The 15,482-nt window shown below is 68.3% G+C and carries 17 protein-coding genes; 8 read left to right on the top strand and 9 right to left on the bottom strand.

What is annotated here, in order from left to right:
* The first annotated feature begins 12 nt into the window (after positions 1–12).
* Both lnt and ACI8U3_RS02740 read left to right on the top strand, forming a co-directional pair.
* Entirely contained in the window at positions 13–1,599 is a 1,587-nt protein-coding gene (gene lnt / locus ACI8U3_RS02745; protein ID WP_415013479.1) for an apolipoprotein N-acyltransferase, read from the top strand.
* A gap of 118 nt (positions 1,600–1,717) precedes the next feature.
* On the top strand, positions 1,718–2,080 hold the full coding sequence (locus ACI8U3_RS02740) for a helix-turn-helix domain-containing protein (protein WP_415013334.1): 363 nt from the start codon (positions 1,718–1,720) through the stop codon (positions 2,078–2,080).
* A 3-nt stretch (positions 2,081–2,083) separates the two neighbouring features.
* On the opposite strand, the gene ACI8U3_RS02735 is transcribed toward ACI8U3_RS02740, so the two are convergent.
* Entirely contained in the window at positions 2,084–2,584 is a 501-nt protein-coding gene (locus ACI8U3_RS02735) for an S-type pyocin family protein (RefSeq protein ID WP_415013333.1), read from the bottom strand.
* Positions 2,585–2,706: 122 nt separating this feature from the next.
* On the opposite strand from ACI8U3_RS02735, the gene coaBC reads away from it, so the two are divergent.
* Together coaBC and dut are read left to right on the top strand one after the other, a co-directional pair.
* Positions 2,707–3,921, top strand: a complete 1,215-nt coding sequence (gene coaBC, locus ACI8U3_RS02730) for a bifunctional phosphopantothenoylcysteine decarboxylase/phosphopantothenate--cysteine ligase CoaBC (protein WP_415013332.1) — start codon at positions 2,707–2,709, stop codon at positions 3,919–3,921.
* 10 nt (positions 3,922–3,931) lie between these two features.
* On the top strand, positions 3,932–4,390 hold the full coding sequence (dut, locus tag ACI8U3_RS02725) for a dUTP diphosphatase (protein ID WP_415013331.1): 459 nt from the start codon (positions 3,932–3,934) through the stop codon (positions 4,388–4,390).
* 4 nt (positions 4,391–4,394) lie between these two features.
* Here the strand turns inward: dut and ACI8U3_RS02720 are convergent, their stop codons facing one another.
* Positions 4,395–6,458: an NAD(+) synthase gene (locus ACI8U3_RS02720; protein ID WP_415013330.1), complete on the bottom strand. Its 2,064-nt coding sequence runs from the start codon at positions 6,456–6,458 to the stop codon at positions 4,395–4,397.
* A 227-nt stretch (positions 6,459–6,685) separates the two neighbouring features.
* Here ACI8U3_RS02720 and ftsY point away from each other — a divergent pair, with 227 nt between their 5' ends.
* The 3 genes from ftsY to ACI8U3_RS02705 all read left to right on the top strand — a co-directional run bounded on the left by ftsY (position 6,686) and on the right by ACI8U3_RS02705 (position 8,976).
* Entirely contained in the window at positions 6,686–7,621 is a 936-nt protein-coding gene (gene ftsY / locus ACI8U3_RS02715) for a signal recognition particle-docking protein FtsY (protein ID WP_415013329.1), read from the top strand.
* Positions 7,621–8,274, top strand: a complete 654-nt coding sequence (locus tag ACI8U3_RS02710) for an inner membrane-spanning protein YciB (protein ID WP_415013328.1) — start codon at positions 7,621–7,623, stop codon at positions 8,272–8,274. Before ftsY ends, ACI8U3_RS02710 begins: the two co-directional genes overlap by 1 nt.
* Positions 8,275–8,379: 105 nt before the next feature.
* Positions 8,380–8,976, top strand: a complete 597-nt coding sequence (locus ACI8U3_RS02705; protein WP_415013327.1) for a MarR family winged helix-turn-helix transcriptional regulator — start codon at positions 8,380–8,382, stop codon at positions 8,974–8,976.
* Positions 8,977–8,980: 4 nt separating this feature from the next.
* On the opposite strand, the gene ACI8U3_RS02700 is transcribed toward ACI8U3_RS02705, so the two are convergent.
* The 7 genes from ACI8U3_RS02700 to ccmA form a co-directional block, all read right to left on the bottom strand.
* Positions 8,981–9,469 (bottom strand): hypothetical protein, encoded by a 489-nt coding sequence (locus tag ACI8U3_RS02700; RefSeq protein ID WP_415013326.1) that lies wholly within the window; start codon positions 9,467–9,469, stop codon positions 8,981–8,983.
* A gap of 73 nt (positions 9,470–9,542) precedes the next feature.
* On the bottom strand, positions 9,543–9,794 hold the full coding sequence (locus tag ACI8U3_RS02695; RefSeq protein ID WP_415013325.1) for a hypothetical protein: 252 nt from the start codon (positions 9,792–9,794) through the stop codon (positions 9,543–9,545).
* 34 nt (positions 9,795–9,828) lie between these two features.
* Positions 9,829–10,377 carry a DsbE family thiol:disulfide interchange protein gene (locus ACI8U3_RS02690; protein ID WP_415013324.1) on the bottom strand — a complete coding sequence of 183 codons (549 nt, stop codon included), beginning with the start codon at positions 10,375–10,377 and terminating at the stop codon, positions 9,829–9,831.
* A complete protein-coding gene (ccmD, locus tag ACI8U3_RS02685) occupies positions 10,374–10,523 on the bottom strand; it encodes a heme exporter protein CcmD (RefSeq protein ID WP_415013323.1) in 150 nt (49 codons plus the stop codon). The genes ACI8U3_RS02690 and ccmD overlap by 4 nt, the downstream gene beginning before the upstream one ends.
* Before the next feature lie 3 nt (positions 10,524–10,526).
* A complete protein-coding gene (gene ccmC / locus ACI8U3_RS02680; RefSeq protein WP_415013322.1) occupies positions 10,527–11,249 on the bottom strand; it encodes a heme ABC transporter permease CcmC in 723 nt (240 codons plus the stop codon).
* A gap of 64 nt (positions 11,250–11,313) precedes the next feature.
* Entirely contained in the window at positions 11,314–11,979 is a 666-nt protein-coding gene (gene ccmB, locus ACI8U3_RS02675) for a heme exporter protein CcmB (RefSeq protein WP_415013321.1), read from the bottom strand.
* Positions 11,976–12,593 (bottom strand): heme ABC exporter ATP-binding protein CcmA, encoded by a 618-nt coding sequence (gene ccmA, locus ACI8U3_RS02670; protein WP_415013320.1) that lies wholly within the window; start codon positions 12,591–12,593, stop codon positions 11,976–11,978. The genes ccmB and ccmA overlap by 4 nt, the downstream gene beginning before the upstream one ends.
* Positions 12,594–12,781: 188 nt before the next feature.
* Between ccmA and acnA the strand changes: the two genes are divergently transcribed.
* Entirely contained in the window at positions 12,782–15,478 is a 2,697-nt protein-coding gene (gene acnA, locus ACI8U3_RS02665; protein WP_415013319.1) for an aconitate hydratase AcnA, read from the top strand.
* The last annotated feature ends 4 nt before the right edge of the window (positions 15,479–15,482 follow it).

Genomic DNA, 15,482 nt, shown 5'->3' with positions numbered 1-15,482 from the left:
TCGCGCCGAAAGATGGGAGCGGGCCTCTGGCTGCGTCTGGGCGCAGGTCTTGCCGCGCTGGTTCTGGGCGCGGCGGCGGCGGCGGCCCATCCGCCGTTCGGATTCCTGATCGGAATCCTCGCCTATCCGGCCCTGATGCTGTTGACCGAGCGGACGCGCACCACGCGCGGCGCCTTCGGCGTCGGCTGGCTGGCCGGTTTCGCCTATTTCTTCATCAGCTGCTGGTGGGTGGCCGAGGCGTTTCTGGTCAACGCCGAGGCTCACGCCTGGATGGCGCCCTTCGCCGCCTCCCTGCTGCCGGCGGGACTGGCCCTGTTCTGGGGCGCCGCGTTTGCGATCTATCGCCGGTTCCATCTCACCGGTCATCCGCTGCGGCCGTTGCTGTTCGCCTTTGTGTTCTGCGCCTTCGAATGGTTACGGGGCACGGTTCTGACCGGTTTCCCGTGGAATCCGGCGGGCGCCGCCTGGGGCGCGGGCTCGGCGGCGTCGCAGTTCGCGGCGGTGGCCGGAATCTATGGGCTCAGCCTCGTCACCGTGGCGGGCGCGTCCCTGATCGGACCGCTGTTCGGGCCGGGACGCCTGAAGACGCGGATCGGCGCGGCGGTGCTGGGGGCTCTCATGATCGGCGCCATGGTGATCGGCGGGGCTTACCGGCTCAGCGCGGCGAGGATCGAGGCATCGGAGACCACGGTGCGCATCGTCCAGGCGGACGTGGAGCAGCAGGCCAAGTGGGACGCGGCGAATTTCGACGCCATCGTCCAGCGCTATGTGAACCTGAGCGCCCGACCCGGGGCCCAGACGCCGGACGTGATCGTGTGGCCAGAGGGCGCCCTGCCCACCACCGCCAACGAGGCCTTCGCGGCGGAATCGCCGGTGGCGTCCGCCATGGCCCGTGCGGTTCAGCCCGGTCAGACGCTGCTGGCCGGATTCAGCCGGGCGGAGCCGACCCCGGAGGGGGAATGGCGCTATTTCAACAGCCTGTACGCCCTGTCCGACGCCGGCGAGGCGGGCCTGCGGATCGAGGCGATCTATGACAAGCACCGGCTGGTGCCGTTCGGCGAGTATCTGCCGCTGGGCGATCTGATGAGCTGGACAGGCCTGCGCAGTTTGGTGCATGTGCCGGCCGACTTCAGCGCCGGTCCGACGCCCGCGCCCCTTAGCCTTTCCGGCCTGCCGAACGTGCAGCCGCTGATCTGTTACGAGAGCCTGTATCCGGGCTTCACGCCGGGCGGTGAGGCCAGGCCGGCCTGGATCGCCAATGTGTCCAATGACGCCTGGTTCGGGCGGACGTCCGGGCCGGTGCAGCACCTGAATCTGGCCAGCTTCCGCGCCATCGAGACCGGCCTGCCCATGGTGCGGTCCACGCCCACGGGAATCTCGGCCCTGATCGACCCGTGGGGCCGGGTTGTGCCGGGCAAGCGGCTGGAGCCGGGCGAGAGCGGCGTCATCGACGCACGCCTGCCCCGGCCTCTGGACCGGACCCCCTACGCCATAGGGGGTGACCTGATTTTTCTGGGCATGATGCTGGCGGCGCTGGGCGGCGGCCTTTGGCCGTTCCGGTCACGGATTTCGCGCGCCAGGAGTCTCTCCGCAAATTAAGATGACATCTTAGGTTTTGAGGCTCATTCAGGCTAAAACCCGGCCCACAGTTCACGGAAGGCGGCGTGACATGGCGCGAGCAAAGAACGAAGACGGCCCTCATCTGGTGGATCGCCACGTGGGCAAGCGGGTCGAAGCCCGCCGAAAATCCCTTGGCTACAGTCAGAGCCAGCTGGGCGCCGCCCTGGGCCTGACCTTTCAGCAGATTCAGAAATACGAGAAGGGCGCCAACCGCATCTCCTCGTCGAAGCTCTGGGAGATCGCCCAGTTCTTCAAGGTCGAGCCAAGCTTTTTCTTTGAAGGCCTGACGGCGGGCGCTCCGGGTATGGCCGAAAGCGACACCGTGTCCTTCGATCACGACTTTCCCGTAACCCGTCAGAGCCAGGAAATCGCGCGACTTGCGCCCCAGCTCTCCGTGCGCCAGCAGAAAATCGCGCTGGAAATGATCCGCGAAATGCTGGGGGAACGGGAAGAGCACTGAGGCTTATCCCGCACCGCGGGCCGCCTCCCGCGCCTTCTGCTGGTCCCAGTAGGCGGGGCCGTCGTCCGGTTTGAACATGGTGCGCGGCGTCCCGTCCGATGTCGCCACCAGGAAAGTGTTGGTGGACGCCTGATAGAACAGGGTGTCGCCGTTGGCCCGGCGCACGGTTTCGGTGCCCGGCGGCGGATCGGCGATGAAGGCGTGGGCCTTTTGCACATAGTCGTCGGCGGATGTGGCGCTGAAAGCCGCGCCGTTGCGCTCGAACAGCCGCTGGATGTTCTGTTCGGCGGTGTTGCGGCTGTTGGATGTCCAGCGCGCCGGTTCGCCGTCGTTGACAGCCGTGCTCGCGGACGGAGCAGCCGCCGCCGTCGGCTGGACGGCCTCCACCGCAGTCTCGTCCGACCGGTCCCGCGTCTCCACCGCGCTGGGCCCGTTGTCGCACGCCGTCAGGCTGATTGTCGCAAGGGCGACGCCGCCCGCCATCCAAAGATTGCGCAAGGTCATGAAACCCTCCCTCAAAAACCCCGCGGAACAAGGTTAGCCACAAAGTTAATGTTCTTGCAATGTTCTTGTTTGCGCGCGCCGCAGCCCTCGACGGGGGCGGCGGCGCCCGGTAAGGCGGAGGCATGAGCCAGACGCCCCCGAAAATCCTGCTGATCGTCGGCGGCGGCATCGCCGCCTACAAGGCGCTGGAGCTGGTGCGCCTGATGAAGAAGGCGGGCATGACGGTGCGCGCCGTGCTGACGAAGGCCGGCGCCGAGTTCGTGACGCCCCTGTCGCTGGCGTCCCTGACCGGCCATCCGGTGCACCAGGCGCTGTTTTCGCCCGAAGACGAGACGGCCATGGGCCATATCGAGCTGTCGCGCTGGGCCGATCTGGTCGTGGTGGCGCCCGCCACCGCCGGTCTGATGGCCAAGGCGGCCAATGGGCTGGCCGACGACCTGGCCTCCACCACCCTGCTGGCCACCGACAAGCGGGTGCTGCTGGCGCCGGCCATGAATGTGCGCATGTGGGAGCATCCGGCGGTCAAGGCCAACCTGGCGCGCCTGACCGGGTTCGACGGCCTGCACGGTATGGCGGTGGTCGGCCCCGACGAGGGCGAGATGGCCTGCGGCGAGTATGGGCCGGGCCGCATGGCCGAACCTGCCGCGATCCTCGAGGCGGTGCAGGGGCTTCTGGCGGGCGCCGCCGGACGACCTCTCAAGGGAAAGCGGGCGCTGGTGACGGCGGGCCCGACCTTCGAGCCCATCGACCCGGTGCGGGGCCTGACCAACCGGTCCAGCGGCAAGCAGGGCTACGCCATCGCGGCGGCCCTGGCCGATCTGGGCGCGGAGGTAACGCTGGTGTCGGGCCCCACGGCCCTGAGCGCGCCCCCGGGCGTAACGCGCCTGGACGTGGAGACGGCGGCCCAGATGCACGCGGCCTCCATGGCGGCCCTGCCCGTGGACGTGGCGGTGATGACGGCGGCGGTGGCGGACTGGCGCGTGGACGACGTGGCCACCGGCAAGATCAAGAAGGCGCCGGGTGGGCCGCCCATGCTGAGCCTGATCGAGAACCCGGACATTCTGGCGGCGGTCTCGTCGGCCAAGAGCAAGCGGCCCCGGCTGGTGATCGGCTTCGCCGCAGAGACCAGCGATCTGGAGACCCACGCGCGGGCCAAGCTGTCGCGCAAGGGCTGTGACTGGATCGTGGGCAATGACGTGTCCGACGAAGTGTTCGGATCCGACGGCAACGCGGTGACCCTCATTACCAAAAGCAACGCCGAGACCTGGCCGCGCCAGTCCAAGGCCGCCGTGGCCCGCGCCCTGGCCGCCCGCATCGCCGAAACCCTGAAAGACTGACGGACCCAGAATGACCGAGACCGTGACCGCTCGAATCCTGCGCCTGCCCCACGCCGAGGACCTGCTGCTGCCCGCCTATGAGACCGAGGGCTCGGCGGGCATGGACCTTCGGGCGGCCGTGCCCGAGGACCAGCCCATGACGCTGGCGGCGGGCGCGCGGGCGCTGGTCCCTACGGGCCTGAAGATCGCGCTGGAGCCGGGCTTCGAGGCGCAGGTGCGGCCCCGCTCGGGTCTGGCGCTGAAGCACGGGATCACCTGCCTGAACAGCCCCGGCACCATCGACAGCGATTATCGCGGAGAGGTGGGGGTGATCCTGGCCAACCTGGGGTCGGAGCCCTTCGTGATCCGGCGCGGCGAGCGCATCGCCCAGATGGTCATCGCCCGCCATGAGCGGGTGCAGTGGTCCGAGGTGAAGAGCCTGGACGACACCGCGCGCGGCGAGGGCGGTTTCGGCTCGACAGGGCGATAGACGCTCAGTCGGGGACGTTGGCGTCCAGCTCGTCCAGCCAGACCCGCGCCGTGGCGTCCGACGGCGCCCGCCAGTCGCCGCGCGGCGACAAGGAGCCGCCTGTGACCACCTTGGGCCCGTTGGGCAGGGCCGAACGCTTGAACTGGCTGGTCTGGAAGAACCGGATCAGGAATTTGCGCAGCCACGACTTGATGGTGGCCAGGTCGTACTCGACCTTCTCCGCCTCAGGCAGATTGGCGGGCCAGGCGCCGTGGGTGCGGTCGCCCCACGCCTGATGGGCCAGATAGGCCACCTTGGACGGCTTCAGGCCGAAGCGGGTGATGTAGAACAGGAAGAAGTCGTTCAGCGCATAGGGTCCCACCGTCGCCTGGGTCGACTGTATGGCTCCGCTCTCGTCGGCGGGCACCAGTTCGGGCGAGATTTCCGTGCCCAGAATGGCGTGCAGGGTCGGGGCGGCCTCGGACCCGACGACCTGCTTGTCGGCGACCCAGCGGATCAGGTGCTGGATCAGGGTCTTCGCCACCCCGCCGTTGACGTTGTAGTGGCTCATGTGGTCGCCCACGCCATAGGTGGCCCAGCCCAGCGCCAGCTCCGACAGGTCGCCGGTGCCCAGCACGAAGGCGCCGTGGTGGTTGGCCAGACGGAACAGATAGTCGGTGCGCAGACCCGCCTGAACGTTCTCGAAGGTGACGTCGTGGACCGGCTGTCCTGCCGCATAGGGATGGCCGATGTCCTTGAGCATCTGTTCGGCCGCGGGGCGGATGTCGATTTCCTCGCCCGTGACGCCAAGCGCCTTCATCAAAGCCCAGGCGTTGGACTTCGTGCCCTCCGACGTGGCGAAGCCGGGCAGGGTGAAGGCTAGGATATTCGAGCGGGGCAGCTCAAGCCGGTCGAAGGCGCGGCAGGCCACCAGCAGCGCCTGGGTCGAGTCCAGCCCGCCGGAGACGCCGATGACGATCCGCTCGCCGTTCGTCGCCTTCATGCGCCGCATCAGGCCCTGAACCTGAATGTTGAAGGCCTCGTAGCAGTCCTGATCCAGCCGGGCAGGGTCGTCGGGCACGAAGGGGAAGCGGTCCAGCGGGCGGATCAGGTCGGCGGGGTCGGCGGGTTCGGCGGTCTGTGTCGCGAAGAAAGCGACGGGGTGAAACTCATCCGCCGCCAACTCGCGACGGGCACAGTCCGCGAAGGTGCCGGTGCGCAGCCGCTCCAGACCGATCCGCTCCACATCCACGTCGGCGATGGTCAGGTGGCTTTCCATTGAAAACCGCTCGCCCGAGGCCAGACAGGCGCCCAGTTCGTGGATCGAGGCCTGCCCGTCCCAGGCCAGGTCGGTGGTGCTTTCGCCCCATCCCGAAGCGGTGAAGACATAAGCGCAGACCGCCCGTGACGACTGGCTGGCGCACAGCATCGCCCGCTCGTCCGCCTTGCCGATCACCACGTTTGAGGCGGACAGGTTCAGGATGATCCGCGCCCCGGCCAGGGCCGCCCGCGTCGACGGCGGCAAGGGGGCCCAGAAATCCTCGCAGATTTCGACGGCGAACGAGAAGCCGGGCCGATTCTCGGCCTGAAAGATCAGATCCGTTCCGAAGGCGTGGCGGGTGTCGCCGATGAGAATGCTGCTGTCGACGTCCTGCGGCCCGGCCGGCGAGAACCAGCGCTTCTCATAATATTCCCTGTAGTTCGGCAGATAGGTCTTGGGAATGACGCCCCAAACCTCGCCGTTGGTCATCACAACCGCGCAGTTGTAAAGCCGATCTCCCTGTCTGACGGGCGCGCCCATGACGGCGACGAGATTGGCCGCCTTTGTCGCCGACGCGACGCGGTCAATCTGCCGCTCCACCTCGTCCAGCAGCGCATCCTGCATCAGCAGGTCGTCAATGGCGTAGCCCGTCAGGCTCAGTTCCGGGAACACCAGCAGGTCCACGCCCTGTTCGCCCGCCTCGGCGATCAGGGCGATGTGCTCGTCGGCATTGGCGACCGGGTCGGCGGTATGGACCACCGGCGTGGCGGCGGCCACGCGCACGAAGCCGTGGGCGGCGGGGGTGAAGAAGGGGTGCGTTCTGCTCATTGATCTTTCGCGGGGCGGCGGCCCACCTGGTCCTATAGCAGCATAAAGCAGAACAATCCGTCATTCCCGGGCTTGTCCCGGGAATCCAGACACACGGAAGGTTCCGAACCTTGTCTTGATCCGTCGGCGGGTATGGACCCTCGGAACAAGCCCAAGGGTGACGGCCTGAATGTCCGAAAGGGCGGTATTTTGTGGCCCCGACCCGTATGGCCGGTTAAAGCGAACCCATGAACGACGCGCCGAAAAAGGGCTGGTTCCAGCGGCTCAGCCAGGGACTGTCCCGATCCTCCAAACAGATGACCGAGCAGGTCGTCTCCACCTTCGTCAAGGAGCCGCTGGACGAAGCGGCGCTGGAGCGGCTGGAGGAGCACCTGATCGAGAGCGATCTGGGCCCGGCCGCCGCCGCCCGGATCACCGAGCGCTTCCGCGCCCTGCGCTTCGGCAAGACCTCCGACGAACGCGAGATCAAGGAAGCGCTGGCCGAGGCGGTGACCGCCGAACTGGCGCCCCGCCAGGCCGTGTTCGATCCCCTGTCGGGCCCCAAGCCCTATGTGGTGCTGTTCGTGGGCGTCAACGGCTCGGGCAAGACCACGACCCTGGGCAAGATCGCCGCCGACCTGACGGGCAAGGGCGCCAAGGTGATGGTGGTGGCGGGCGACACCTTCCGCGCCGCCGCCCGGGATCAGCTGCGCATCTGGTCCGAACGGGCGGGCGCTGATTTCGAAAGCCGCCGCGACGGCGCCGACCCGGCGGGCCTGGCCTTCGACGCCTTCACCCGCGCGAAGAACGAGGGCCACGACGTGGTCCTGATCGACACGGCCGGCCGCCTGCAGAACAAACAGGCCCTGATGGACGAACTGCTCAAGGTGGTTCGGGTGCTGAAGAAGATTGATCCGGACGCCCCTCATGAGACCTTGCTGGTGCTGGACGCCACGGTGGGACGCAACGCCCTGGCCCAGGAACAGATCTTCGGCCGCACGGCCTATGTGTCCGGCATCGTCATGACCAAGCTGGACGGCACGGCCCGCGGCGGGGTGCTGGTGCCGGTGGCCCAGGCGTCCGACGCCCCGATCAAGCTAATCGGGGTGGGCGAGGGCATAGAGGATCTACAGCCGTTCGACGCGCGGGCGTTCTCCCGCCTTCTGGTGGGACTTGAGGACTGATGACGACCGAGACGCCGGCAACGGAAAAGAAGCGCCCCCAGTGGATCCGTCAGGCGGTGGATTTCGGCGCGCTGGTCGCCTTCATCGGCGCCTATTTCATCACCCGCGACCTGATCAAGGCCACCTGGGTTCTGGTGATCGCCTCGGCCATCGCGCTGGCGGTCGGCTATGCGGTGGAGCGTCGCTTCGCCCCCCTGCCCCTGATCACCGGCCTGTTCGCCCTGGTGTTCGGGGTGCTGACCATCTTTTTTGACGATGACCTGTTCATCAAGCTGAAGCTGACCATCCAGAACGTGATCCTGGGCGGCATCCTGCTGGGCTCGCTGCCGCTGAAGAAATATCCGTTCAAGTATCTGCTGGGCGACGCCATCAAGGTGACAGACCAGGGCTGGCGCATCCTGACGTTCCGCTATGGCGCCTATTTCCTGTGCGTGGCGGCGGCCAATGAGGTGTTCCGCAGCGAGGCGGCGGTTCTGGCCATCTGGGACGCCTTCGGCTGGGCCACGCCTGACCCCGATGCGGTCTGGACCAGCTTCCGGGGCGTCCTTTGGATCGCCGCCTCGGTGTTCGGCCTGTCCCAGATTCCGGTGATCCTGAAGCACATGATCAAGGACGAGGAGCCGGGGCCGGTCAGTCCGGACCCGGGCCTCTAGCCGGGGGCCAAGCCTTCACGGAGCTGTCGCCAAACCGAAACACGGCGCTGCTAACCCTGTCGTGAACCGTGCCTTGCACGGATTATCGGTCAGCGGGGTTTCGGCATGGTCAAGGATGGAAAGAAGGCGCGCTCCGGTCCGCTGGACACATCGCCCAGCCACCTGATGCACCGGGCCCTGCAGCTGGCTCTGGACATCTACGCCGAGGAAGTGGGACCGGACGGCCCCACCCAGCGTCAGTTCGCGGTGCTGGAGATCGCCTCACGGAACGAGGGCCTGACCCAGACCGATCTGGTCCGCGCCACGGGCATCGACCGCTCCACCCTGGCCGATCTGGTGGCCCGGATGACCGCCAAGGGCTTGCTCAACCGCGAACGGTCGGTGCTGGACGGCCGCGCCAAGGCGGTCAGCCTGTCGGACGAGGGCCGCGCCCTGCTGGAAAGCACCCGCGCCCGGGTCGAGGCCGCCGATCGCCGCATCCTGGCCCTGATGCCCAAGGCCAGGCGCGACAGCTTCATGAAGCTGCTGGCCGACCTGGCCGCCGTGGCCGACGCCGGACCGGACGAGGCCAAGGCCGCCAAGCGGGCCGAGAAGCTGGCCCGCAAGGCGGAAAAGGAAGCCCGCAAGGCGGCTGAAAAAGTCCAGAAGACCAAGGCCCGTCGCAAGACCGGCGGTCCCGGCCTGGACGTTCGCGCGGCCTGATCCGTCACCGGACCTTTCGCGACCGCTCCAGAACCGGCCGCTGGCCCTCGGCGTTCAGGGCGCCGGACGGGGCGATTCCGGCGTTCGGCGTGGGATTCAGCCCCTCATCCGCATTGCGGTAGGCAGGCCCGGACCACTGATTGGCCTTCTTGCGCTTCAGCGCCTTTTTCAGATTCGCGGTGGCCGCCTTGCCGCGATCGCCCGCCCGGCGGCGGTCCAGCTCGCGGTTCACCCGCTTCATGGCTGCGGACAGCAACGCCTTCTTGCGGTCCGATCCGGTCTCGCCCTCCGTGGGCTTGCCGCCCCGGCTGGCGCTGCGCCGCTGGTCCCGTGCCAGATCGCGGGCGCGGTTGCGCCGCTCGCGCAGCCGCTTGGCCAGATCGGTCAGCTCGTCCTTCTTCATCTCGCGCAGGGCCGGCTGGCGGGCCTTGTCGCTCAGCGCGCGTTCGTCCTTGTCGAGATAGCGTTCGTCAGCCTTGCGGGACTGGGCCATGCGGCGTCTCCGTTCCTGTTTTCTGTTCAGGAATGGAGCGTATGAACGTGGCAGGTCGTTCCCGGGGACCGGCTCAGACGGTGATGTCGAGGAACGAACCTGGACGGCGGGGCCCCTCGGCCTGATCCTGAGCGCGGATCGAGGATGCGGCCCGCGGCGCTTCGGCCTTGGGCGCGGCTTGCGCCGGCTGCGCCTCCTGCGCCGCCTTCACCCCCGCCAGAGCCTGCTGAAAGAACGCCGCTTGGGCCACGCGCGCGTTCGTGGTTGCCACCGGATGAGTGGCGGCGTGGCGCGGCGTCGGCAGATCGGGGCGAATCGGGCTCATGCCCTGATGGTTAACAGGGCGTCTGGAAAAAGGGTTAACGGGACCAGCGCTCGGGGGCGAGACCTTCGGTCAGCCGGTCCAGATCGGCCTGATCCACGATGGGGCCGGAGTGTTTGACGGTGATGGTTCCCCACGGATCCACCGCGAAGGTCTCGGGCACGCCCGAGGATCCCAGCTCCAGACCCAGCCGCCCGTCGGCGTCCACCAGCACCACGGCGAAGGGATCGCCCAGTTCCTCAAGGAAGGCGGCGGTGGCGGCCGGATCGTCCTTGTAGGCCACGCCGATGACCCGCACGCCCTGTTCACGCAGGGCCATCAGCTGTGGATGCTCGATGCGGCACGGCGCGCACCAGGAGGCGAAGATATTGACCACCGTCGGCTGACCGGCGGCGGCGGTGACCAGATCCGCCTGCCCCGGCCCGGCGGTTCCGTTGGTCAGCACCGGCAGGGTCATGGCCGGCACGGCCTGCCCCACCATGGCGTCCGGCTGATAGGCCGGATCGCGGCGCAGGGACCAGCCCACGAACAGCACCGCCAGGGCCACCAGAACGATCAGCGGAACGACGGCCAGCCAGCGCTTCATTCGCCGCCCCCCAGCCGGTCCAGCGCGCGCTTCCAGCGCCGCGCGGCGACGATGCTGCGCGCCACAAGCGCGGCCAGGGCCACGGCGCTGATCCCCCAGGCCGGCCACACGAAGGCGGCGTAGGCGCCCATGTCGAGGTCGAGCATCGCTTAAGCCTCCTGAACCGCGCGGGCGCGCAAGGTGAGGACACGGCGCCGGCGCACCTCGGTGCGGATGTCGGTCAGCCAGAGCGCCGTGAACAGGGCCATATAGGCCAGACCCATGACCAGCAGCGGCGTCAGATGGGCGGCGGTCATGGACGGCCCCTCGGCCCGCAGCAGAGAGGCAGGCTGGTGCAGGGTGTTCCACCAGTCCACCGAGAACTTGACGATCGGCAGGTTCACCAGCCCCACCAGTCCCAGCACCGCAGCGGCGCGGGCGGCCTTCGCCTCATCATCGATGGCCGCGCGCAGGGCCATGTAGGCCACATAGAACAGGAACAGCACCACCACGCTGGTCAGCCGCGCGTCCCACACCCACCAGGCGCCCCACATGGGCTTGCCCCACAGGGAGCCCGTGGCCAGCGCCAAGGCCGTAAACACCGCGCCCGGCAGGGCGGCGGCGCGGGCGGCGGCGTCGGCCAGCGGATGGCGGAACACCAGGGCGAAGAAGGACGAGACCCCCAGCGCCACATAGGCGAACAGCCCCAGCCAGGCGGCCGGCACATGGACGAACATGATCCGCACCGTGTCCAGCTGCTGATAATCCTCCGGCGCTGTGAAGCTCAGCCATATGCCGGCGAGCAGCAGCACCACGGCCAGCGCCCAGACCACGGGCATGAGGGGCCGCGTGAACCGCATGAAGCGATCAGGATTGGCGAGGCCGAAGACCATGGTCAGGGCGCATACGCGCGGGGGGCCGCGCGGGCAAGCGGGCGCGGCGCCGCACGGGGCGGTCTCATCCCTGGGCGTTCCGGATCGCCGCCGCCCCGGCGACCGGACTGAGCGCGACGGCGAACAAGGCGTAGGCCCCAAGAAGCGCCAGAGCGGGCCAGGGCGACAGACCGGTCAGGGCCTGCTCCAGCGCGCCGGCGCCGAAGATCACCGGCGGAATGAACAGCGGCAGCACCACCACGGCGATCAGCAGGCCGCCTCGCTTCGAGCCCAGCGCCAAAGCCGCCCCCAGCGCGCCGGTGAAGGCGAAGCCCAGCCCCCCCAGCAGCGCCGACAACAGGATCAGGGGGGCGTTGGCCGGGTCCGCGCCCAGCGCGATGGCGGCGACAGGGGCGAAGACAGCCAGCGGCAAGCCGGTCGCCATCCACTGGGCCAGCGCCTTGATCGCGAACACCGCCTCCAGCGGCAGAGGCCCCAGCGCCAGCAGATCCAGCGCCCCGTCCTCGAAATCCCGCTCGAACAGGCGCTCCAGCGACAGCAGGCTGGCCAGGGCCAGGGCGATCCAGGCGATGCCGCCCGCCACGGGCTGGAGCACGCGCGGGTCGCCCCCCGCCGCCAGCGGCACGATGGCGGTCAGGGCCAGAAAGAAACCGCAGGCCAACAGCGGCCCGCCGCCGCCGCCCCAGGCCAGCGCCAGTTCCCGCTTCAGCAGGACGCGCACCGCACTCACGACGCCGCCCCCACGTCCAGCGTGCGGCAAGGCAGGTCCAGCGGATCGTGAACGGCGGCGATCATCATGCCGCCGCCCGCCAGATGATCCCGCATCAACTGAGTGGCGGCGGCGCGCCAGCGGGCGTCCAGCGGGGCCAGCGGCTCGTCCAGCAGCCACAGGGCGCGCGGCGCGGCGATCAGCCGGGCCAGCGACAGACGCCGCCGCTGTCCCGCAGACAGCTTGCGGGTCTCCAGATCCAGCAGGGGACCAAGGCCGAGAGCTTCAACGGCCGGGGCGGTGTCCGCGCCGCCGCACCAGGCGGTCTGGAAAGCCAGCTCTTCACGTGCGGTGCGGGCGCCCTTCAGCCCCTCCAGATGACCCAGAAGATGAATGTGCCGCGACCGGGCGGTTTCCGGTTCGATTTCAGTTCCGGCCTCGCCCAAGAAACGAACCGCGCCCGCATCCGGGCGGATAAACCCCGCCACCGCCCGCAGAAGACTGGTCTTGCCCGCGCCGTTGGCCCCGGTCAGGGTCAGCGCCTCGCCGGCGTTCAGCTCGAACGACAAGCGCTGAAACAGCACTCGCTCGCCCCGGGACAGGCCCAGATCATCAATGCGGAGGCGACCGATCATGTGCGACCCGTTCGCAATGTCCACGTCGGCGTCGTGGATACATGGACGCCCGCGCCGCTTGGGCCTATATCCAGCCTCGCCGCAGCAGGCTTTCGCCGCGCGCGCCGGGGACCTGTGCGCCCAGGCGCCTGCAGCGCGAAGGCGCAACCGGATTGTCGGGCGGCGTAGACCAGAGGAACTCTCCTACCATGCCGTCGAACGACAGCCTCAAGACCCGTCAGGACCTTTCCGTCGGGCGCAAGAAATACGCCTATTACAGCCTTCCCGCCGCCGAGGAAGCCGGTCTGGCCGGGATTTCCCGCCTGCCGCGCTCCATGAAGGTGCTGCTGGAGAACCTTCTTCGCAATGAAGACGGCGTCTCGGTCACCGAGGACGACCTGAAGGCCGTGGCCGCCTGGATCGACAACAAGGGCTCGGTCGAGCACGAGATCGCCTTCCGCCCGGCCCGCGTCCTGATGCAGGACTTCACCGGCGTTCCGGCGGTGGTGGATCTGGCGGCCATGCGCGACGCCATGACGGCGCTGGGCGCCGATCCGGCCCGCATCAATCCGCTGAACCCGGTGGATCTGGTCATCGACCACTCGGTCATGGTGGACCACTTCGGCACCGCCAAGGCGTTCGACCAGAACGTGGATCGGGAATACGAGCGCAACATGGAGCGCTACAAGTTCCTGCGCTGGGGCTCGACCGCCTTCAACAATTTCCGCGTGGTGCCCCCCGGCACCGGCATCTGCCACCAGGTGAATCTGGAAAATCTGGCCCAGACCGTCTGGACCGCCGAAGAAGGCCGCAAGACCGTGGCTTATCCGGACACCGTGGTCGGCACCGACTCCCACACCACCATGATCAACGGTCTGGCCGTTCTGGGCTGGGGCGTGGGCGGCATCGAGGCCGAGGCGGCCATGCTGGGCCAGCCGATCCCGATGCTGATCCCCGAGGTCATCGGCTTCAAGCTGAACGGACGTCTGCCCGAAGGCGCGACGGCCACCGACCTGGTGCTGACCGTCACCCAGATGCTGCGCAAGCGGGGCGTGGTGGGCAAGTTCGTGGAGTTCTTCGGCCCGGGCGTCACCGCCCTGACCATCGAGGACCAGGCCACCATCGCCAACATGGCCCCGGAATACGGCGCCACCTGCGGCTTCTTCCCGGTGTCCCAGGCGACGCTGGACTATCTGACCGCCACCGGCCGCGAAAAGGCCCGCGTGGCGCTGGTGGAGGCCTACGCCAAGGCGCAAGGCCTGTGGATCGACGAGTCCAGCGAGGACCCGGTCTTCACCGACGTGCTGGAACTGGACATGGCGGAGGTCGTGCCCTCGCTGGCCGGTCCCAAGCGTCCGCAGGACAAGGTCGAGCTGACCATCGCCGCCTCGGCCTTCGAGACGGCGCTGGGCGAGGTGTTCAACCGCCCGGTCGACGCCCCGCGCGCGCCGGTCGAGGGTGAAAAGTTCGACATCGGCGACGGCGATGTGGTGATCGCCGCCATCACCTCCTGCACCAACACCTCCAACCCCTCGGTGCTGATCGCTGCGGGTCTGGTGGCGCGCAAGGCCCATGCCCTGGGCATGACGGTCAAGCCGTGGGTCAAGACCTCGCTGGCGCCCGGCTCGCAGGTTGTCACCGACTATCTGACGGCCGCAGGCCTGCAGGAGGATCTGGACGCCCTGGGCTTCAATCTGGTGGGCTACGGCTGCACCACCTGCATCGGCAACTCCGGCCCGCTGGACCCGGCGATCTCCAAGACCATCAACGACAACGATCTGGTCGCCACCTCGGTGCTTTCGGGCAACCGGAACTTCGAAGGCCGGGTGAACCCGGACGTGCGCGCCAACTACCTGGCCTCGCCGCCGCTGGTGGTGGCCTACGCCCTGGCCGGCTCCATGCGCATCGACCTGACCACCCAGCCGCTGGGCAAGGACAAGAAGGGCAAGGACGTCTTCCTGAAGGACATCTGGCCGACCACCGCCGAGATCGCCGAGCTGCAGCGCTCCTGCGTCACGCCCCAGATGTTCGCCAAGCGCTACAAGGACGTCTTCAAGGGCGACAAGCACTGGCAGAAGATCGACGTCGAAGGCGGCCAGACCTACGCCTGGGACGACACCTCCACCTATGTGCGCAACCCGCCCTATTTTGAGGGCCTGTCGATGGAGCCGACCCCGGTCGAGGACATCATCGAGGCGCGCGTGCTGGGCATCTTCGGCGACTCCATCACCACGGACCACATCAGCCCGGCCGGAGCCATCAAGAAGGCCTCGCCCGCCGGCGCCTATCTGACCGAGCACGGCGTCGATCCGCTGGACTTCAACAGCTACGGCGCGCGCCGGGGCAACCATGAAGTCATGATGCGCGGCACCTTCGCCAACATCCGCATCCGCAACAAGATCACCCCGGAGATCGAGGGCGGAGTGACCAAGCACTTCCCGTCGGGCGACACCATGTCGATCTATGACGCGGCCATGCGCTATCAGGCCGAGGGTCGTCCGCTGGTGGTGTTCGCCGGCAAGGAATACGGCACCGGCTCGTCGCGCGACTGGGCGGCCAAGGGCACCAACCTGCTGGGCGTGCGCGCGGTCATCGCCGAGAGCTATGAGCGCATCCACCGCTCCAACCTGATCGGCATGGGCGTGGTGCCGCTGCAGTTCAAGCAGGACGGCTGGACCCGTCTGGGCCTGACCGGCGAGGAGATCGTCACCATTCGCGGCCTGTCGGACGTCAACACCGGCAAGCTGAAGCCCCGCCAGGAGCTGTGGGTCGAGCTGTTCCGCCCGTCGGACGGCAAGATGGCCCGCTTCCCGGTGCGCTGCCGCATCGATAACCAGACCGAGATGGACTACTTCCGGGCGGGCGGCGTCATGCCGTTCGTGCTGCGGAATCTGGCCCGGGGCTGATCGC

It is taken from the genome of Brevundimonas sp. (assembly GCF_047617075.1).
In the GTDB taxonomy this organism is placed as follows: Bacteria; Pseudomonadota; Alphaproteobacteria; order Caulobacterales; family Caulobacteraceae; genus Brevundimonas.
Note: the sequence above shows the minus strand (reverse complement) of the source record. Positions and strands in the feature narration are given on the sequence as shown.